The 20,518-nt window shown below is 50.7% G+C and carries 15 protein-coding genes, 1 tRNA gene and 1 other annotated feature; of the genes, 12 read left to right on the top strand and 4 right to left on the bottom strand.

Features of this window, described 5'->3' with window-relative positions; all coding sequences use genetic code 11:
* The 8 genes from L6H70_RS13865 (at position 1) to L6H70_RS13830 (ending at position 8,680) form a co-directional block, all read left to right on the top strand.
* Positions 1 to 822, top strand: a complete 822-nt coding sequence (locus L6H70_RS13865; protein ID WP_236333960.1) for an ABC transporter ATP-binding protein — start codon at positions 1 to 3, stop codon at positions 820 to 822.
* Positions 819 to 1,571 (top strand): ABC transporter permease, encoded by a 753-nt coding sequence (locus tag L6H70_RS13860; RefSeq protein ID WP_236333958.1) that lies wholly within the window; start codon positions 819 to 821, stop codon positions 1,569 to 1,571. Before L6H70_RS13865 ends, L6H70_RS13860 begins: the two co-directional genes overlap by 4 nt.
* Positions 1,568 to 2,641 carry a cyanuric acid amidohydrolase gene (atzD, locus tag L6H70_RS13855; protein ID WP_236333956.1) on the top strand — a complete coding sequence of 358 codons (1,074 nt, stop codon included), beginning with the start codon at positions 1,568 to 1,570 and terminating at the stop codon, positions 2,639 to 2,641. The genes L6H70_RS13860 and atzD overlap by 4 nt, the downstream gene beginning before the upstream one ends.
* Before the next feature lie 24 nt (positions 2,642 to 2,665).
* Positions 2,666 to 3,097, top strand: a complete 432-nt coding sequence (locus L6H70_RS13850; RefSeq protein ID WP_236333953.1) for a cupin domain-containing protein — start codon at positions 2,666 to 2,668, stop codon at positions 3,095 to 3,097.
* 15 nt (positions 3,098 to 3,112) lie between these two features.
* Positions 3,113 to 4,747 (top strand): PucR family transcriptional regulator, encoded by a 1,635-nt coding sequence (locus tag L6H70_RS13845; RefSeq protein WP_236333951.1) that lies wholly within the window; start codon positions 3,113 to 3,115, stop codon positions 4,745 to 4,747.
* Positions 4,748 to 4,751: 4 nt separating this feature from the next.
* Positions 4,752 to 6,551: an allophanate hydrolase gene (gene atzF / locus L6H70_RS13840; RefSeq protein ID WP_236333948.1), complete on the top strand. Its 1,800-nt coding sequence runs from the start codon at positions 4,752 to 4,754 to the stop codon at positions 6,549 to 6,551.
* A gap of 97 nt (positions 6,552 to 6,648) precedes the next feature.
* Positions 6,649 to 6,873: a binding site (T-box leader), on the top strand.
* Positions 6,874 to 6,992: 119 nt separating this feature from the next.
* Positions 6,993 to 8,255: a tyrosine--tRNA ligase gene (gene tyrS / locus L6H70_RS13835; protein WP_236333947.1), complete on the top strand. Its 1,263-nt coding sequence runs from the start codon at positions 6,993 to 6,995 to the stop codon at positions 8,253 to 8,255.
* Positions 8,256 to 8,470: 215 nt separating this feature from the next.
* On the top strand, positions 8,471 to 8,680 hold the full coding sequence (locus L6H70_RS13830; protein ID WP_236333945.1) for a DUF5692 family protein: 210 nt from the start codon (positions 8,471 to 8,473) through the stop codon (positions 8,678 to 8,680).
* Between the two features lie 84 nt (positions 8,681 to 8,764).
* Here L6H70_RS13830 and L6H70_RS13825 read toward each other — a convergent pair whose 3' ends face one another.
* The gene (locus L6H70_RS13825) at positions 8,765 to 9,052 is read right to left on the bottom strand and encodes a hypothetical protein (protein WP_236333943.1); all 288 of its coding nucleotides are present in this window, start codon (positions 9,050 to 9,052) and stop codon (positions 8,765 to 8,767) included.
* A 67-nt stretch (positions 9,053 to 9,119) separates the two neighbouring features.
* Positions 9,120 to 9,977 (bottom strand): CPBP family intramembrane glutamic endopeptidase, encoded by an 858-nt coding sequence (locus L6H70_RS13820; RefSeq protein ID WP_236333941.1) that lies wholly within the window; start codon positions 9,975 to 9,977, stop codon positions 9,120 to 9,122.
* Positions 9,978 to 10,234: 257 nt separating this feature from the next.
* Here L6H70_RS13820 and L6H70_RS13815 point away from each other — a divergent pair, with 257 nt between their 5' ends.
* The 4 genes from L6H70_RS13815 to L6H70_RS13800 all read left to right on the top strand — a co-directional run bounded on the left by L6H70_RS13815 (position 10,235) and on the right by L6H70_RS13800 (position 19,909).
* Positions 10,235 to 10,957: a GntR family transcriptional regulator gene (locus L6H70_RS13815; protein WP_236333939.1), complete on the top strand. Its 723-nt coding sequence runs from the start codon at positions 10,235 to 10,237 to the stop codon at positions 10,955 to 10,957.
* 289 nt (positions 10,958 to 11,246) lie between these two features.
* Positions 11,247 to 13,634 carry a phosphoketolase family protein gene (locus L6H70_RS13810; protein WP_236333937.1) on the top strand — a complete coding sequence of 796 codons (2,388 nt, stop codon included), beginning with the start codon at positions 11,247 to 11,249 and terminating at the stop codon, positions 13,632 to 13,634.
* A gap of 144 nt (positions 13,635 to 13,778) precedes the next feature.
* Positions 13,779 to 15,659, top strand: coding sequence for a serine hydrolase (locus L6H70_RS13805; protein WP_236333934.1), 1,881 nt, complete (start codon positions 13,779 to 13,781; stop codon positions 15,657 to 15,659).
* A gap of 233 nt (positions 15,660 to 15,892) precedes the next feature.
* Positions 15,893 to 19,909, top strand: coding sequence for a glycoside hydrolase family 10 protein (locus tag L6H70_RS13800; protein ID WP_236333932.1), 4,017 nt, complete (start codon positions 15,893 to 15,895; stop codon positions 19,907 to 19,909).
* 80 nt (positions 19,910 to 19,989) lie between these two features.
* Here L6H70_RS13800 and L6H70_RS13795 read toward each other — a convergent pair.
* A tRNA-Pro gene (locus L6H70_RS13795) sits at positions 19,990 to 20,063 on the bottom strand.
* Between the two features lie 66 nt (positions 20,064 to 20,129).
* Positions 20,130 to 20,429, bottom strand: a complete 300-nt coding sequence (locus L6H70_RS13790; RefSeq protein WP_236333930.1) for a hypothetical protein — start codon at positions 20,427 to 20,429, stop codon at positions 20,130 to 20,132.
* Positions 20,430 to 20,518 lie beyond the last annotated feature (89 nt).

The raw sequence follows: 20,518 nt of genomic DNA, 5'->3' as shown, positions 1-20,518 counted from the left end.
ATGACGGCGGTAATTAAGGAACAGAAGAACTTCATTGCAGAACATCGTCCCTTACAGGAATCCAAAGAGCGTGAAGTGATGCTCTCGTTATCAGACTGCTCTCTGTCCTTTGGAGAGGTGCAGGTGCTTAACCAGGTAAATCTGGATGTATACCGGAATGAATTCATTTCCATCTTGGGGCCGAGCGGTTGCGGAAAATCGACCATGCTGAGGCTGATGCTTCAGCTGCTCGGTCCCGACAAGGGAGGGCAGGTCACTTATACTTCTTCCGATCTGTCACTGGGAATGGTTTTTCAGAAGCCGGTGCTCATGCCTTGGCTGACGGCAGTTCAGAATGTCACTCTTCCGCTCGAACTCGGGAACAAGAAGAAGTTCACAAAGCAAGAAGCGCGGGAAAAGGCGGAAAGTGCACTGCGGCTGGTAGGGCTGCAGGATTTTATGAATCATTTTCCGCACCAACTGAGCGGCGGCATGCAGCAGCGGGCGGCGATTGCCAGGGCGCTTGCAGCCGATCCGACGGTGCTCTTGATGGATGAGCCCTTTGGTGCGCTTGATGAGTTGACCCGGGAGAAGCTGAATTTCGAGCTGCTCCGCTTATGGGAGAGCCCCGAAACCAGCCTAAGCAGCATTGTTATGGTTACACATTCGATTCAGGAGTCGGTGCTGCTGTCTGACCGGGTGGTGATGATGTCGCCCCGGCCAGCTGGAGTTACGGATGTTATCCAGGTTCCGTTACCCTCGCCACGGGAGGCCGGGATGGAAGAGCTGCCGGAATTCCACTATACGGTCAAGGAACTGAGAAAGAGGGTGAAGCATTTATGACAGCCAAGTTTAAAGACAGCCTGTATCCGCTCGGATTCGGCCTGGGGTTTCTGGTGCTCTGGGAACTGGCCGTACGCCTCTTCTCCATTCCTGTATATCTGCTGCCTGCCCCCACTGCGGTCTTATCAGCGGTTGAAGCCTCATTAGGCTCACATATGCTTGTTACCCTGATGGAGTCTCTGGCCGGATTTATGCTGGCCAACATTCTGGGATTTATTACAGCCGTTATCTTCGTGCATTCCAAACCGATCGAGAAGGGGGCTTTTCCGCTGGCGATTGCCCTCAAGACAACACCGCTTGTGGCTCTGGCTCCTCTGCTGGTGGTGTGGCTTGGTACCGGGTATTCCTCCAAGGTAGTAGCGTCTACGCTTATCTGCTTTTTCCCGATACTGGTGAACAGTGTTAAGGGACTCAAGGCGATTGAATATGAGGCCTGGGAGCTATTTGCTACTTATAAAGGGACGAAATGGGAAATTTTCTGGAAGCTGCGCCTGCCGACAAGTCTGCCGTATATTTTCTCAGCACTCAAAATCTCGACCTCCCTGGCGATCGTGGGAGCTATTGTCGGCGAATTCGTCGGCGCGAATAAGGGACTTGGATACGTTGTTCTGGTCTCGTCCTATCATATGGATACACCGGTGATGTTTTCGGCGATTATAGCTTCGGCGGCCTGCGGGCTGCTGCTGTTCTGGTGTATCGGACTGCTGGAGAAGAAAGTCATCTTTTGGACAAGGAGCGATGATCTATGATGAAATGCTCAGTGATTAAAGTGCCTGCCGCTTCACCGCATGATACGTCAGGCCTTAGGGCTTCTATTGAAGCCGGGAGCATTGATCCTGCTCAGGTGGTTGCCGTCTTGGGTAAGACCGAAGGTAACGGCTGTGTAAATGATTTTACCCGGGGGTATGCGGTGATGGCTTTGAAGCAGTTTTTTGCTCCGTATTCCGCTGACAGCCAGTCGGCTGTGTCCTATATCATGTCAGGAGGCACGGAAGGTATACTGAGCCCGCATTTCACCATCATGAGCCGCAGCGGTTTGACTGAGGCGGGAGAAGCCGGGCTTGGGCTGAAATCACTCGCGATTGGCGTCTCCAGGACGAGGGATTTCCTGCCGGAGGAGCTGGGGCGTCTGAGTCAGGTGGATGCAGTGGCTGAAGCGGTGTCCCGTGCGGTCCGTGATGCCGGTATTTCGACTGCGGAGGATGTGCATTTTGTACAGATCAAATGCCCGCTTCTGACGGCAGAACAAATTCATGGAGCCCATAGCAGAAATGCTGTACTTGTGACAGAGGATACCTATAAATCCATGGGGTATTCCAGAGGCGCTTCGGCCCTTGGCGTTGCTGTGGCGCTCGGCGAAGTCTGCCGGGAGGGGATCCGGGATGAAGAAATCTGCGTGAATTGGGAGCTTTACAGCGCGGTTGCTTCGACGTCTGCCGGGAGTGAGCTTTCGTGCTGTGAGATCATTGTATTCGGCAATTCTTCCGCAGCGGAGGGGCCTTATCATATTGACCATGATGTCATGAAGGACTCCATTGACGGAGCGGCACTACAGCGCATGATCGACCGGCATGCCGGAGATGAGCTGATTCAGGTGCTGGCCAAAGCGGAGGCTGACCCAACAGGCTATGTAAGGGAGCGGCGCCACACGATGCTCGATGATTCAGATATCAACCATACCCGTCATGCGCGTGCTGTTGTTGGCGGTGTTCTGGCTTATGTATGCGGAGATCCAATGATCTATGTATCCGGCGGCGGAGAGCACCAGGGACCTGCAGGCGGAGGACCGGTAGCGGCCGTATTCCGCAGAAATCAATAAATTATTCTTATGGAGGAATGACATATGCTTACACAGGAAACCGAGGTTCTGACGGCAGAGGAAATGACATGGGAGCTAATGCCTAACCATATTGAGCTGTATCACCGGGAGATTGTCTCTGCGGCGCAAGCGGATAAGCTGGGAATACGGATGAGCTCAATTTTATGGGAAAAGCTCGGTGTTGGCGGGCAGGTGGTTCCCCATTATCACGACGTGGTCGAGATTATTCATATAACTGTAGGCGAGGTTAAGCTGCTAAGTGGCGGCGAGTGGAGCAGCTACAGGGCTGGAGATACCTTTCATGTGCCGGCAGGCGTTGTCCATTCGGTAGCCAATGCCGGGGATTCTCCGTCTGAGCAGATTAGTATTTTTCTGCCGGCAGAAGCGCAGGTAACTCCAAACTCCTTTTTCGGCACAACAATTATTGAAGATATCTATTCCTCAAAGCTAAAGTAAAGGCGGCGGAGCTCCATGGCGAACAATGTAATCACAGGCCTGACCTGCAGCGACATTCTGTTGATTCCCGATCTCAAGGAAGCAGTTGTGCTTGCCGGAGCGGGCGGTTTGCACCGTTACATAAATCGCGTAAATGTGATGGAGGTCCCGGATGTAATTGATTGGGTCCGGCCGGGGGAATTCCTGATTACCAGCGGGTTCCCTTTCCGTGACCAGCCTGATTTAATTTCAGACATGATTCCGCAGCTGAACCAGAAGGGTGTCTCCGCACTGGGCATCAAGACCAAGCGTTTTATTGATGAGGTTCCCGCCAGGGCGCTTGAGCTTGCCGACCAGCTGGATTTCCCGATTTTCGAATTGCCTTCGTCCACATCGTTCTCTGATGTGGTCAGAGATATTATGGAACGGGTGCTGGTTCAGGAAGCCAGGGAACTCTCCCAGCTCCAGAGTAGGTTTCAGAAGCTGTCGAAGCAATTGCTGCACGGCGACGGCATCGAGGACTTTCTGCGCTCACTAGACGGGATGCTGCACAATCCGATTGTGCTCCTGGATGATATGGACCATGTGTTCTGCTCTCCGCAGGCTGAGGAGCTCGGGCTTCACCGCCAGTCTCCGATTTGGATTCAGCTTAGGGATGAGGCAAGTCTCGGCATCTGTTTCATTACCCTTGGAGAGCGGCGGATCAGGGCTTATATCTCTGCAGTCAACGACAAGCAGATGAATCAGTGCCTGCTCATATTACTTGAATGGAACCAGGAACTGACCGTGGTCGATCAGCTGACTATAGACCGTGTAGGTGTTCTGGTCGGACTGGAAATGATCAATGCGAACGCCCGCAGAGAAGTCGAACTGAAGTATGTGGACCAGTTCCTGCAGGATTGGATCAGTGGCAGGATTGTTGCCAGTGAGGATCTGAAGCTGAGAGCTGAGGCCTGCGGTTGTCCGTTGCCTGATCAGGCAATGACTGCAGCGGTGGTAGGCTGGCTGGACATGAAGCCCGAGGTTAAGCAGATGCAGCAGGCGGTGAAGAGGATCAGGGCAAGGTCAGATTTACAGCATGTGAAGATGACGATCATGGAAGGCGAACTGGCAGTAACGATAGCTGATAACGGGGACAGCCCGCTCGCCGGCACTCTGCAGCGCCTGCTTACGGAGCTGAATAACGTATGTGCCAAAGATACATTTGTCTTCTGTATCGGAGAGAAGGTGAGCCGCCCTGATCTGGTTCATTTCAGCTACGAGTCTGCCAAGAAGATTTATCATATCCGCGAGATTTGCGATTTCCGGGAACCGTTTATAGATTATAGAAAACTGGGTGTCTTCAGGCTGCTATACCATTTGCCGGAGCTTGAAGAAATCCGGGATTACCGGGATCAGTATCTGATTCCCCTGCTTGATTACGACAGCAAGCACAACGTATCCCTGCTTCAGACGCTAACCCAGTACTTCAAGAACAGCCGCAATGTAAAAAAAACCTCAGCCGCATTGTTCACTCATTATAATACCGTGACCTACAGGATTGAACGTGCTTGCGAGCTGCTGAACTTAAACTCAGATGACGGGGACGATATGCTTGAGCTTCAATTAGCCCTTAAGCTGCATGAGATGAGGCCTTATGACAGGCAGCGTAACCTACAGAATAGGAGATGACAACATGGAAATGGCCGAATTTCCGCTCAAGCTGTCTGCAGGATGGCTGCGGGACCAATACAGAAGTGGAGTGCTCACGCCGGAAGCGGTTATCCGTGAAATTATCCGGCGTTCACAGCAGGATCAGGAGCTGAATATTTGGATTGAGCCGCCGGACTACGGGCGGATACAGCCCTATCTGGAGGCTATAAGCCATTTGGACAGGGAGAATTATCCGCTCTGGGGAATTCCGTTTGCGGTCAAGGATAATATTGATGTACTGGGTTTCCCCACAACAGCAGCTTGTCCGGATTTCAGCTATATACCGGACAGACACTCTTCTGTGGTGGAGCGTTTAGTCGGTGCAGGGGCGGTTCCGGTAGGCAAAAGCAATCTGGATCAATTTGCCACCGGACTAGTCGGCACAAGAAGTCCCCATGGGGCTGTGCATAACGCGCTCAGACCGGAATATATCAGCGGCGGCTCCAGCTCCGGCTCGGCAGTTGCTGTTGCTCGCGGCCAGGCTGTCTTCTCGCTGGGCACGGATACTGCCGGCTCAGGGCGTGTGCCTGCGGCACTGAACGGTCTGGTAGGGTATAAGCCCAGCCTGGGAGCCTGGCCCACCTTGGGAGTAGTCCCGGCTTGCGCCAGCCTGGATTGTGTCACGGTGTTCGCGAATGAACTGGAGGATGCCCTGCTGGTTGACCGGCAGGTGCGCGGCCGGGATGCCTCCGATCCCTGGTCCCGCAGTATCCCGCGGGAAGCAGACCGTCTTCCTGCCAGGCTGCTGTTCCCGGCAGATCCGCTTGGCTTCTATGGGCCCCATGAGGAGGATTACCGGCGGGCCTGGCAAGCGGCGGGCGACTCGCTGAAGGGGCTGGGGATTCCGGTAGAATACGTGGACTGTACGATGTTCTTCGAAGCGGCGTCCATCCTGTATGATGGTCCTTGGGTAGCCGAGCGTTGGGCCGCTTTGGGAGAATATGTAGAGAATAACCGCGCATCCGTTCTTCCAGTAACTGAACGGATTTTATCATCGGGAAACGGGGAGCAGCATACGGCCTCTGGTCTGTTTCAGGCAATGCACCGGCTGCAGCGGTACAAGGGCGAGTGCCGGGAGCTGCTACGGGATGCGGTCCTGGTCATGCCAACCTGTGGAGGAACCTGGACCAGAGAGCAGGTGGAGCTGAATCCGGTCGGCGCGAATTCGGATATGGGCCGGTACACCAATCATTGTAATTTGCTTGATCTGTCTGCGGTAGCTATTCCTGCCGGGGAAGCGGCGCAGGATTTGCCTTTTGGAGTCACCTTGTTCGCGCTGGCGGACAACGAGCATCTGCTGGCGGGAACAGCAAGCCTATACTTCTCCGGAGCATCAGCTGAAGAAGTGGAAGCAGAAGAGACAGCAGGAATAGTAGAAAAAGCAGGGAGCGTGACATTCTGTCCTGTACAGCAATGGACAACGATTGCCGTCTGCGGACTGCATATGAAAGGCTTTCCGCTTGAGAAGCAGATGGCCAGCCATGGCGCTTATTTTTGGCGAGAGGCGAGAACGGCGCCTTGCTATGAAATGATCAGATTGCAGTCCGTACCTGCCAAACCCGGGTTAATTAAGAAAGCTCAAGGCGGAGGCTCAATTCAGCTTGAGCTTTGGAAGATGCCGGAACAATCCGTCGGTGCATTTGCAGCCTTAATTCCTGCACCGCTTGGGCTTGGGAAGGTGGAGCTTGAGGACGGTTGTGAGGTTATGGGATTCATCTGTGAAGGCTATGCTGAGGCAGAAGGGGAGAATATAACTGCCTGCGGCGGCTGGCGTTATGCCTGACATTAATCCTGTTACCGGCCGGCAGACCCGGTTAAGGTTTCCCGGCTGGATTGACAACAAATTTGGTCTTGAGCTATACTTTCTGTAATCTTATAGTTGGTATACGTTGAATGAGCGCAGTAGCAGCTTAGTCCCTGTCACAGAAAGCCGGGGGGTGATGGAACCCGGTACATACGAGGGCTGCGAAATACACTCTGGAGTATCTTGGGTAATGCCAAGCGGAGCTAAGCGAACGATAACTCGCTGATAGTGGTACGGACACGCTTGTTCCTGGTGTTCGTGCAATTTGGGTGGTAACACGGTTAATCCAATCGTCCCTGTGTCTGAACAGACAAGGGGGCGATTTTTTTATTGGATTTTTAAGCTGTCCGGAACCGCGCCGCTCCCCGCTCAGGACGTAGATCATACAAGAACCGACAACTTCCAAAGGAGATGTATATGTTGAATATTATCGATGAACTGGAATGGCGCGACGCCATTAACCAGCAGACAGATGCAGAAGGACTGCGCGAATTAACGAACAGCAAGGCGGTCTCGCTGTATTGCGGTGTAGACCCGACGGGTGACAGCATGCATATCGGCCATCTGATTCCGTTTATGATGCTCAGACGCTTCCAGCTGGCCGGGCACCGTCCGGTGATCCTGATCGGCGGAGCTACAGGTACCATCGGCGACCCGAGCGGACGCCAGAGTGAGCGTTCCCTGCAGACGATGGAGCAGGTGCAGGAGAATGTGGATGCGCTGACTTCTCAGATGAAAAAGCTCTTCATCTCGGATGATGACGCCAACCAGGTTCGCCTGGTTAACAACTACGATTGGACCAAGGATATTAACGTGATTGAGTTCCTGCGTGATTTCGGCAAAAACTTCAGCATCAATACGATGCTGGCCAAGGATGTTGTCTCCAGCCGGCTGGACAGCGGGATTTCGTTCACCGAATTCTCGTACCAGATTCTTCAGTCGATCGACTATCTGCACCTGTACAAGCATGAGGATGTGCAGCTGCAAATCGGCGGCTCTGACCAATGGGGCAACATTACAAGCGGTCTGGACCTGATCCGTAAAAAAGAAGGCAATGAGGCCAAAGCCTTCGGCCTGACCATCCCGCTGATGCTTAAAGCAGACGGCACCAAGTTCGGTAAAACTGCCGGAGGCGCGGTATGGCTTGATCCGAAGAAAACAACGCCGTACGAATTCTACCAGTTCTGGGCAAACACCGATGACCGCGACGTGGTGAAATACCTGAAGTACTTCACTTTCCTGGGCAAAGAGGAGATTGAAGCACTCGCAGCCAAGGTGGAGTCGGAGCCGCACAAACGGGAAGCCCAAAAGGCTCTGGCCGAAGAGATGACCCGGTTCGTTCACGGTGAAGAGCTGCTGGAGCAGGCCAAACGCATTACAGCAGCCTTGTTCAGTGGCGATATCCGCTCGCTGACCGCCGATGAAATCGAGGAAGGCTTCAAGGAAATGCCGACCTACACCGCCTCCAAGGAAGCGAAGAACATTGTGGACTGGCTGGTAGACCTCGGCATAGAACCATCCAAACGCCAAGCGCGTGAGGACATTACCAAGGGTGCAATTTCCATCAACGGTGAGCGTGTAAACGAGCTGGAGGTTGAGATTACCGCTGAACATGCGATCGGCGGGAAATTCATTATTGTCCGCAAAGGCAAGAAAAATTACAGTCTGGTGAAATTGACATAAAGTTGTAATCCAACATAACTTCAGCAAGGAGGGTGTTCCGAAGGCCGTGAACCGGCTGCCGGGACTCCCTCCTTTTCTTTTGCGTAAGATGAGTGCCGGAGGGGGATTTTGGAACAGTAGGAGCGATTGCGACCGCCTGAAAGTTTCCGTTGGAAAGCTCGCATCGGAAGCAAAACTAGTCTCCGGATTTCAACCGCGGCCGGAAGTCCAAACAATTGAATACTAAAACGAAATATCATATCCTCATGCAAGGAACTACCAGTAGTGAAACAGCATTATGGGTTGTGAGTGCGTTGTCTTTGGCTGCTAACATAGCCGTAATTGTTTATCATTGCTATAAAATATTCAAACATAACCGTAATCCGCTTAAAGTGGAGGTATACACCGATCTGGCGGCTTACAAAGCCATCGCAGACATGAATTAAAGGAAAGTACCTTCCCGCATTAAAAAGATGTTCCGGCCGCCTTTGGCCGGAACATCTTTTTGGTCTAGAGAAACCTATATCAGCTTAATCTTCAAGCTTCGCGAGTTCGTCCTCAAGACCGGCCAGGGTGGCCCGAATGGCTTCTATCAAGGCTTGCTGCCTTGCCGCCTGTTCCCGCAGCTGCTGCTCTTCCGGGACATCGGAATCCGGCTCATATCCCGGAGAGGCTGTCAGCACTCTCAAATCCGCTTCATAAATCTCCATAACCCTCTGTGCTTCCTTCAATTCCTCCCCGGCAAGGCCAATCTGGTATTCCAGATACGTGATATCAGATGCAGCCGCTGCATGGGTTGAACGCTGTGAATAAGTCATCATACACCTCCGTCGTGGTCTTGTATGTTTAGGATACAAGCTTTCCGGGGCAGGCTCAACTATGGAGCTATAGATCAATTATCGTCCGGTGTGAATGCCGCCGCTTTCTTTTCAGCAAGAGCAGCAGACATACCAAGCTCACACTACTGCTTAAAACAATGATATTAATATAATCGTTGTACCATAACATCAGCGGTTCATTCATCAAGGAGTGGACACCGACAACAAAAAACAAATTTTCAGTCAGTAAATAAAGCAGGCAGAACATGATTCCGAAAATGACAAGCTGTATAAAATCATATACAAACTCCATCCCGGCGTAGCCGGAATAGATCCGGTTAGGAATATGCATAAGCGCAAAAATCGTCTGAGAAATGAACAAGGCTGCAGTAACGCGAGACGAATGACGTTTTATTTTGCTGCATAAAAGAAAGATCTGAATAAATAAAAAGCCCCGGAACACGATTTCCTCCAGCAGCGCATTGCCAAAAAGCTGTCCCAGTAACCCCCCGATCAGATCACTCGGATACTGGGTTAAATTATCGTTAAATACGATGCGGGAGCCGGTAAAGAGGTTCACGCCCAGATTGATGAGGTGAATGGCGAACCAGAAGAGCAGGAAGCTCATTACACCCGGCAGGAGTTTTTCCTTCTTCAAGCCCAGTTCGCCCGGGTGTACTTTGACGATGGCCCATAAAAAGACGGCTACCTCCACCAGCAGGCCAATCAGATTAGCACTTAGTGTTCCGCCGATCCAGCCGTTGGTAAGATCAGAAATCGTACGATAGTATCCGCGTTCAAAGTAAATGAGATTAACCGAAAGCGAAAAGATAATCTGAATGATAATCATCCCTGCGATCAAAGGGACAGACACGGGTCTTGCTTCAAATATAGATGAAGTATTCCTGGTTTTACGTGGCATCATTGGCCATAACCCTCCTTAATTATTTACCGGGCCAGCCATCTTATCTTCAAGGGATACATTTATTACCAATGCGGGCCCGGAATCACTATATCCTTCGGCGGGAGAAATCTCCATTACAAAGATCATAGACCTAAACAACTATAAAACGATGGTTGCCAGCGAAACGTCAGCCCAAATCTGTATGAACTATCAGATGAATATGATATAGTTAACATTAGGCTTTATGAAGTGATAGAAGACCTGAAAGGGAGTACTTCATGACACAATTTGTCTACAAACAGATTATTGATGATCTAAAAATGAAAATATTCGCGGGAGAATTCGCCGATATGAGATTGCCGGATGAACGGAGCCTCAGCGAGACCTATCAGGTAAGCCGCAGCTCCATCAAGCGTGCGCTGACCAAAATGGAGAGCGTCGGCATTATTTTCAAAAAACGCGGTTCAGGTACGTTCATCAATCCCCTGTACATAAAAAACGAATCCATCTTTAACTACGAAGGCTCGAATCTGGGCGTTACCGACAATTTTCAGATGCACGGCAAGAAGCCGAAAGTCAAAGTGCTGAATTTCGAGGTGATTCCACCCACCAAGGAGCTGCAGCGTGATTTGTTCCTCGGGCCCCATGACTTTGTCTACAAGATCGTCCGTCTGCGCCTGTTCGACGATGAGCCCTTTATGATTGAGACGGGGTATATTCCGATCAAAATCGTTCAGGATCTCAATCAGACGATTATCGAAGGATCGATCTTCAATTATCTGGAGGACTCGCGCAACATTGCCGTCACCAAATCGTTTCTGTCCATCTTTGCCGAGCCTTCCGAGCCGGAGGACCAGGAACTGCTGCATTTAAGCGTAAATGAACCCGTGGGGATCATGGAAGGAATCTTCTTTTTGGATAACGGGACCCCCTTTGAATTCTCACACATGCGGTTCCATTACAAATATCTCAAATTCAATACTTTTGTATCGGTACATTAAAAATAAGACCGGGAAATTTCCCGGTCTTATTTTTTTTGTCTTGTAGTCGCTGTTGTGGTGAAGTTTAAAAGTTTATCTAAATTATTTCGTGTAATATATTGGTAAAAATTATAGAAATAAAGCTGTTTTCCTGCGTTATGGGCCCGATTTTCATACTATGTTCAAAATTTCACAAAATTGGACCGTATCACTTGTCAAAAAGGTTGTATTTATTTTTTGCAGAGGTATGATGTACGTGTAGAGAAAAGAGATTGGTATTGTATTCATAATTAAACAGGGAGTGGAGAAAATGGGATTATCGACCTTGAATGTTGATTACTCATCAAAAACGTATCTGAAGAAGCTGGATGCTTACTGGCGTGCAACGAACTATATTTCAGTAGGGCAGCTGTACTTGAAAGACAACCCGCTTTTGAGAGAGCCTCTTAAAGACGCTGACGTAAAAATTAAACCGATCGGGCACTGGGGTACTATTCCCGGCCAGAACTTCATCTATGCCCATTTGAATCGTGTAATTACTAAATATGACTTGAATATGTTCTATGTTGAAGGCCCGGGCCATGGCGGCCAGGTTATGGTTTCCAACTCCTATCTGGATGGCAGCTACACCGAAATCTATCCGGAAATTACCCAGGACATCCCTGGTCTGAAGAAACTGTTCAAACAATTCTCGTTCCCGGGCGGCGTTGCTTCCCATGCTGCACCGGAAACACCGGGATCGATTCATGAAGGCGGAGAGCTTGGATATTCCTTGTCCCATGGCGTTGGCGCTATTCTGGATAATCCGGACCTGATCTCGGCAGTTGTTGTCGGAGACGGCGAAGCCGAAACCGGACCGCTGGCAGCTTCCTGGTTCTCCAACCGCTTCATCAACCCGGTTACCGATGGTGCTGTATTGCCGATTCTGCACTTGAACGGCTTCAAGATCAGCAACCCGACAATTCTGTCCCGTCAATCGAAAGAAGAAATTACCGCCTACTTCACAGGCATGGGCTGGGAACCGTTCTTCGTTGAAGGCGAAGATCCTGAACATATGCACCCTGAAATGGCGAAAGCTCTGGATGCTATCGTTGAAAGAATCGCAGCGATCCAGAAAAATGCGCGCGAAAATAACGACCTTACCCGTCCGGTATGGCCGATGCTCGTCTTCCGTTCCCCTAAGGGCTGGACTGGACCTGCGCAGTGGGATGGCGTGCCTAACACAGGTTCGTTCCGTGCCCATCAGGTGCCAATTCCGGTAGACCAGAAGAATATGAAACATGCACCGGCCCTGCTGGACTGGATGCACAGCTACAGACCGGAAGAATTATTCGATGAGAACGGCCGTTTGAACGCAGAGCTTGCCGAAATCCTTCCAAAAGGCGACAGACGTATGGGCATGAATCCTGTGACTAACGCCGGCCACCTGATTAAAGATCTGAACCTGCCGGACTTTGCCGACTATGCACTGGATAACTCTGTTCCAGGTAAAGTTGTAGCACAGGACATGGCGGTTCTGGGGAAATATCTGAAAGAGGTTGTGCTGCGCAATGAGCCTAACCGCAACTTCCGGATTTTCGGACCGGATGAAACGATGTCCAACCGTCTGGGACCAGTCTTCGAAGTAACCAAACGCCAATGGCTGGATCAGGTTATTGAGCCTAATGATGAATTCCTGGCTTCCTATGGCCGTGTTATTGACTCCCAGCTGTCTGAGCACCAGGCAGAAGGCTTGCTCGAAGGTTATGTTCTGACAGGCCGCCACGGATTCTTCGCAAGCTATGAAGCATTCCTGCGCGTTGTTGATTCGATGATTACCCAGCACTTCAAATGGCTGCGCAAGGCAACCGATCAAGGCTGGCGTGCAGACATCCCTTCATTGAATGTTGTAGCAACTTCGACAGTGTTCCAGCAGGATCACAACGGCTACACTCACCAGGATCCGGGTCTCTTAGGTCACCTGGCTGACAAAAAGCCGGAATTCATCCGTGAATATCTGCCTGCCGATGCGAACTCTTTGCTGGCTGTATTCGATACCGTACTGAACGACCGTCAGAAGATCAACCTGATCGTCTCCTCCAAGCATCCGCGTCCGCAGTGGTTTAGTGCGGCAGAAGCGCAGGAGCTGGTTGATAAAGGGCTGAAGATCATTGACTGGGCCAGCACTGATAACGGCGGCGAACCGGATGTTGTCTTTGCTTCCGCAGGTACAGAACCGACCATTGAAGCCTTGGCTGCTATCTCCATCCTCAATGAGAAATTGCCTGAGCTGAAAATCCGTTATATCAACGTAGTCGATCTGCTCAAGCTGAGAAGCCAGAAGCTGGATCCGCGCGGCTTATCCGACGAAGAGTTTGATCAATTTTTCACAAAAGACAAACCGGTAATCTTCGCATTCCACGGCTATGAAGGGCTTATCAAAGACCTGTTCTTTGACCGCCACAACCATAATCTGCATGTACACGGCTACCGTGAGAACGGCGATATTACGACTCCGTTCGATATGCGCGTACTGAATCAGATGGACCGTTTCGACCTGACGAAGGAAGCTGTTCTGAGCCTGCCGCAAGCAGATCAGTACACTGCTATCGCAGCTGAGATGGATGCTATGGTTAAGAAGCATTATGAATTTATCCGCGAAGAGGGTATTGATCTTCCGGAAGTTGAGAACTGGGTCTGGAAAGGCCTGAATAAATAATTCTAAGGCAAGTGCCTGCTCCTGAATGATGGGGGCAGGCTTTTTTTGATGTTCTCCGGTTTGAATAGAAGGGTTTTAATGTAACTTTGTGGAAAATAGATGTAAATATTTGAAAGCACTCGTATTCGTGGAGGGAATTTGCAAGTGAGAGAATACAACCGATACAAAGGACTTAAACAGCTATCAGTCAGTTTGCTCGTTGTCATTCTGCTGCTTTTACTGGCTGTTCCAGCCCGCGCAGCTGAAAGGGGAGCAGATACGGCTCCTTCCGGCACCCCGCTGTCTTCACTTGCTGCGGTTGTTGATACCTATGTAGCCGCCCGCCGGCAGACGACTGCCGCTGTATCTGTTGCAGTTGTTAATAATGGCGAGACCGTCTTCAATCAAGCATATGGATTCGCGGACATCGAACATGAGACAGCAGCTGATACAGGTACTGTGTTTGAATGGGGATCGTGCTCCAAGCTGCTGGTCTGGACCAGTGTGATGCAGCTGGTGGAGCAGGGGAAACTGGATTTGCACCAGGATATCCGTGAATATCTGCCTAAAGGTTTTTTCCAAAAATTAAAGTATGATCAGCCGATTACGTTGCTGAACCTGATGCATCATAATGCTGGCTGGCAGGAACGGGCTACGGATTTGTTCTATTTTGCAGAGGAGGATGTCCCTGAGTTAGGAGAGGCGCTGGCCCTCTTTGAACCCCGGCAGGTCTATGAACCGGGTAATGTAGTAGCCTATTCCAATTATGGTGCGGCTTTGGCTGCCTACCTTGTGGAGCTGCAGAGCGGCCAGCCATTCTATACCTATGTGAAAGAGCATATTTTCGATGTGCTGGGGATGGAACATACCTCTATTCATCCGGCCCAGCGGGATAATGAGGCAGTCTATGCCGCGAGAAACAAGATTCAAGGCTATACCACAAAGCTGAAGCTGATCAAGAAGAATAGAGGATTCATCGGTATATATCCAGCAGGAAGTGCTACTGGAACCGCTGGTGATGCCGCAAAGTTTCTGGCCGCACTGATGCCGGCCGCAGGAACTACGAGTCCATTATTCCGCAGTGATACCGTTTTAAAAGAGATGCTATCCCCGAGCCTGAATTACGAGGGAACGGATATTCCGAGAATTGCCCACGGTTTCTTTGAGGTGAATCACACGGTCCCTGCTTTGGAGCATGGGGGGAATACCCTTGGCTTTTCCAGCAAGTTTACGATAGATCCGGCTTCCGGGTTCGGAATGGTCGTGATGACCAACCAGTACAATGAATGGGAATACTGCGCAGGCCTTACCGATAGGGTGTTTGGCACCTACAAACCCCAGGCTTCTGGCATGGACCTTCCGGATAGTGTGCAGGTAGAGGGGGAATATCAGTCCGCCCGGAGGGTGATTCACGGATTCACCAAATTGCTGGGATATCTCAGTACAATGAAGATTGTTTCGGTCAACAGGAATATCATTGACTATAATGATACGCCCTATAAACAGATTGAACCTTATGTGTATGTTCCGGTACGGCAATCGGGCTTCGCCTATTTTGTAAGAGATGCTCAAGGAGCAGTCGTGAAGGTTTCAAATCCGTATTTTGATTCCTTTCCGCTTACTGGCCTGGCTGCACAAAGAACCGGGATATCTCTGATAGCTGTGGGCCTCGGAGCGTTATTGATCATGCTTGCCATGATTAGCGGATTCGTCCGATGGATCATCACCAGATTCAGGAGAGCCGCTAAGCCGTCATCCGGTTTTAACAAATACTATCTATGGATGAACATTGCCGGACTTGCTTTTATAGTGAATACCATCATTCTTGGGTACCGAACTCTGAACTACACTACCTATTCTGCCATCCGCATTCATCTTATCGGGAACATCGCCTATGTGGTACTTACTGCAGGTTATATAATGCTGCTTATGATGAAGCTGCGGAGTATAGAAGCGGGTAAAGTAAGCAAGATCATGTACATACTGTCGGGAGTCTCAGCGCTGTTATTCAGTGCTATTATCATCGGCTGGGATTTGTACTATTAAGCACATAAGTCAGATACATACCCAGCCAGTTGCCGGAACGAACGGTGATTGGCTGTTTGTATGTCCGAGGTATATCCCACGAAATGATATAAAAAGTACGGTAATACCTTTAATTCTGTGAATGACGCACTTTTTTGATTATGCTACGATTTGCATTGAGAAAGGGGGCTGTGTTCCTGAACTTGTAAGCGCTTAATTGTTGACCCAAAATGTATAACAGAGGAGTGCAATGCATGAGTAGAATGGTTAAAAAAATTTTCTCCGCCGTATTGGCGGCCAGTCTGCTGCTTCCGTTAGGCAGGATTGCTCCGGTTGCCCGGGCAGCTGAAACGGGCCAGGAAGAGACCCGAACGGTGTATCATGAAACCTTTGCGGGCGGGGCAGGAAAAGCAGTCAACTCAGGAGGGGCAAGTCTTGCAGCAGTCACCGGTAAAGCTTTTGACGGCAATGCCGACGGTGCGGCTATATACGTAAATAACAGAGTGAACAACTGGGATGCAGCGGATTTCAAATTCAGCGATCTCGGCCTCGAAAACGGGAAAACGTACACGGTGACTTCCATTGTCTATGTTGATGCAAATGTGAGTCTGCCTGACGGTGCAAAGGCGGCGCTTCAAACTGTAAACAGCTATGGAAATTATGCGGAAGCAGCTTATGAAGCCGGGAAAGCGGTCACGCTGACCAAAGAATTCACCGTGGATACAAGCAAGGATCAGGCTTTGCGTATTAATTCCAACAGTGCCGGAGCGGCTGTGCCGTTCTATATCGGAGACATTCTTTTTACCGAGAAGGTAACCACAGATGTTGGAGAAGAGCCGGCCAGAGAACCGGCAATACCGTTCAGTACAATTACCTTTGAAGATCAGACTGCTGGCGGCTTCATAGGCAGAGCTGGAACTGAAACGCTGAGTATCACAAATGAAGACAATCATACCGGAGAGGGCTCCTATGCGCTGAAGGTGGAAGGCAGAACCTCAACCTGGCACGGACCTTCACTGCGTGTTGAGAAATATGTGGATAAGGGCAGTGAATATAAAATTTCAGCCTGGGTGAAGCTGATTGACCCGGCAAGCGCGCAGCTTCAGCTCTCGACACAGGTCGGCAATGGAAGCAGTGCCAATTACGTGGCGCTTTCCCCTAAGACCATCAATGCCGCCGACGGCTGGGTGAAATTCGAGGGAAGCTACCGCTATAACAGTGTGGGCGGCGAATATCTCACGATCTATATTGAAAGTTCGAATAACGCCGCAGCCTCCTTTTATATCGACGATATCAGCTTTGAGCCGACCGGCACTGGCCCTGTTGCCATCCAAAAGGATCTGGTTCCTGTAAAAGCGGCTTATCAGAACGATTTTCTGATCGGCAATGCAATTACCGCGGAGGATCTGGAAGGGGTCCGGCTGGAGCTGCTCAAAATGCATCACAACGTTGCAACCGCCGGCAATGCCATGAAACCGGATGCGCTTCAGCCGACAAAGGGGAATTTTACTTTTGACGCCGCCGATGCCATGGTTGATAAGGTTCTGGCTGAAGGTATGCAGATGCACGGGCATGTGCTGGTATGGCATCAGCAGTCTCCGGCGTGGATGAATACAGCCACAGATGCCGAAGGGAATACGACAGCACTGGGACGGGACGAGGCGCTCGTCAATTTGCGGACCCATATCCAAACGGTCATGGAGCATTTCGGGGATAAGGTAATCTCCTGGGATGTTGTGAACGAAGCCATGAATGATAATCCGCCAAATCCGACCGATTGGGAAACCTCGCTGCGCCAGTCTCCTTGGAAGAATGCAATTGGAGCAGACTATGTCGAGCAAGCCTTCCTGGCAGCCAGGGGTGTGCTGGACGCCCATCCGGATTGGGATATCAAGCTGTATTATAACGATTACAACGAAGATAACCAGAATAAAGCACAGGCTATCTATAACATGGTCAAAACGATCAATGATAGGTATGCCCTTACACATCCCGGCAAGCTCCTCATCGACGGTGTCGGCATGCAGTCGCACTACAGCATTAATACGAATCCCGACAATGTTAAATTGTCTCTGGAAAAGTTTATTTCCCTTGGTGTAGAGGTAAGCATCACTGAGCTCGATATTCAGGCTGGAAGCAACTATCAGCTGTCTGACAAGCTCGCGGATGCCCAGGGTTATCTGTACGCACAATTAATGGATCTGTATAAAGCTCATTCCGCCAATATTGCCAGAATTACGTTCTGGGGCATGGATGACAATACGAGCTGGAGAGCCTCTTCCAATCCGCTGTTGTTCGATAAGAGTCTTCAGGCCAAACCGGCTTACTACGGAGTTATCGATCCTGTTAAATTTATGGCAGAGCACCAGCCGGATACTACCGATGCCAATGTCTCCACTGCAGTCTATGGCTCTCCAAAAGTGGATGGAACGGTTGATGCGCTATGGAGCAATGCATCCGAGCTGCAGGTTAACCGTTATCAGCTGGCTTGGCAAGGAGCAACGGGAGTCGCTAAGACCCTCTGGGATGATCAGAACCTGTATGTGCTGATTCAGGTCAGCGATGCACAGCTCGATAAAGGCAGCCCCAATGCATGGGAGCAGGATTCCGTTGAAATTTTCCTGGATCAGAATAATGCCAAAACCTCGTTCTATCAGGACGATGACGGGCAGTTCCGCGTCAATTATGACAATGAAACGACCTTTAATCCGCCGGGTATTGCTGCAGGCTTTGAATCGGCAACTAAGGTATCCGGAACAAACTACACGGTTGAAGTTAAGCTTCCGCTAAACAAAGTTTCGGCAGCTAATGATAAGAAGATCGGCTTCGACATCCAGATCAATGACGCCAAAGACGGCGCTCGGCAGAGTGTTGCCGCATGGAATGATACGACCGGCAACGGCTATCAGGATACTTCTATATACGGCGTGCTTACCCTCTCGGGTAAAAAGGTAAGTTCGGAACCAACACCAACACCGACAGCAACACCAACACCGACACCGACAGCAACACCAACACCAACACCAACGCCAACACCGACATCAGCAGCGTTACCCGGCGGCAGCAGCAGCGCATCTACTCCGCAGCCAGTAACCGTTGAGAGCAAAGACGGAATCGTTACAATCAAACCGCCGGTGAAGACGGAAGGCGGGGCAGCAAAAGCAGCAGTTTCGGGCGATCATATGAAAAAGGCGCTTGAACAGGCTGTTCCGGCAGCAGACGGTAAAAAACACATCGTGATCGACCTGCCGAAGCAGACAGGCGCAGCCTCCTATGAAGTTCAACTGCCTGCTCAAAATTTAAAGGGACAGCAAAACCTCATGCTGCTGATAAAGACAGACCTAGGAACGATGGAGCTTCCAAGTAACATACTGTCCGGTGTTACAGCAGACACTGAGGTAGTATCCGTCCGTATACAGCAAGCTTCCACGGATAATCTTGATGCGGCAGCCCGCAGTGTCATTGGCCAAGGTCCGGTAATTGGACTGAGCCTGACTGCCGGCGGCAAAGCCATAGCCTTGAGCAGTCCGGATATGTCCTTAAAGATCTCCATTCCTTATACCCCGGCAGCAGCCCAGCTTGGCAATAAGGGTTCACTTGTGGCAGGTCAGATCGACAGCAAAGGAAGTTTGACAGCAATTCCGAATAGCCGTTATGACGCAGCTAGCGGATCACTAGTATTCCATGCCGCGCAATCCGGTACCTATGCGGTAGCCTATAAGCCGGTAAGCTTCTCAGACCTGGAGAATCTGTCTTGGGCTCAAGACGCGATCAGCGCCATGGCCGCCCGGGGGATTGTTCAGGGCACTGCTGAGAACAGCTTCTCCCCAGCTTCATCTATAAAGCGTGCAGATTTCATCACACTGCTTGTAAGAGCTCTTGAACTGAAGGGTAAAGGGCAAGCTGGTGCGGGCTTCACCGATATCCCGGCAGATGCTTATTACAGCAATGAACTGGCTATCGCGCAGCAGTTGGGCATCGTAAACGGCTATGCTGACAACTCCTTCCGGCCGGACAGCCCGGTCTCCCGTCAGGAAATGATGGTCATCGCAGCACGTGCACTGGCCGCAGCTGGCAAAGAAACCTCTGGCAGCGGAAGTCTGGATGCTTACGCGGATGCAGAAAAGGTATCAGCTTATGCTGCCGACAGCGTATCCTTGTTGGTTAAAGCCGGTGTTGTCACCGGCAAGAACGGCAAGCTGGCACCGGGAGACACAGTCACCCGCGCCGAAGCGGCCGTGATTGTGTACCGGATTTGGGGATTGGAATAGACGTTTCGCTTACGTGATCTAGTGAAAATAAAACAGCCATCCGCCGGACAGAGTTCCGGCAGATGGCTGTTTATTTATTATCGAGACGACAGGATTTGAACCTGCGACCTCTTGCTCCCGAAGCAAGCGCTCTACCAAGCTGAGCCACGTCTCGCCCTTCTAAACAATCAGAATTATACGCCTGGATGTAAACGCTGTAAATATTCATTTTGCGGCAGATTTAAGGCAGTTTAGTGGCGAAAAATAGAGAGTTCTCCGGCCAAAGATTGACAGAGCCGTTACTGCTGGCTATACTTGAAATGTTAAAATGCACATCGGAAAAAACGTTGATGAAATAGAGTACGCCGGAGCATGGCTCCCTCAGAGAACGGGTTCCGTTACGGGATTTATCGTAATGGCTGTGAGAACCCGGAAGACAGACCGGCGGAAAGCTGATTTCGGAGTGCGGGGAAATCCCGCCGGGGGCGCCCGTTAACAGCCGCGACAAGGCGATCGTCTGCAGGTGTCCGTATTTATTCACGGGTCAAGGCGATAACCAGGGTGGTACCGCGATAATAATCGTCCCTGAATTTATTCAGGGGCGTTTTTGTGTTTTCCGGCATACTTATG

Origin of the sequence: Paenibacillus auburnensis (assembly GCF_927798115.1) — a bacterium.
GTDB lineage: Bacteria > Bacillota > Bacilli > Paenibacillales > Paenibacillaceae > Paenibacillus_AQ > Paenibacillus_AQ auburnensis.
Note: the sequence above shows the minus strand (reverse complement) of the source record. Positions and strands in the feature narration are given on the sequence as shown.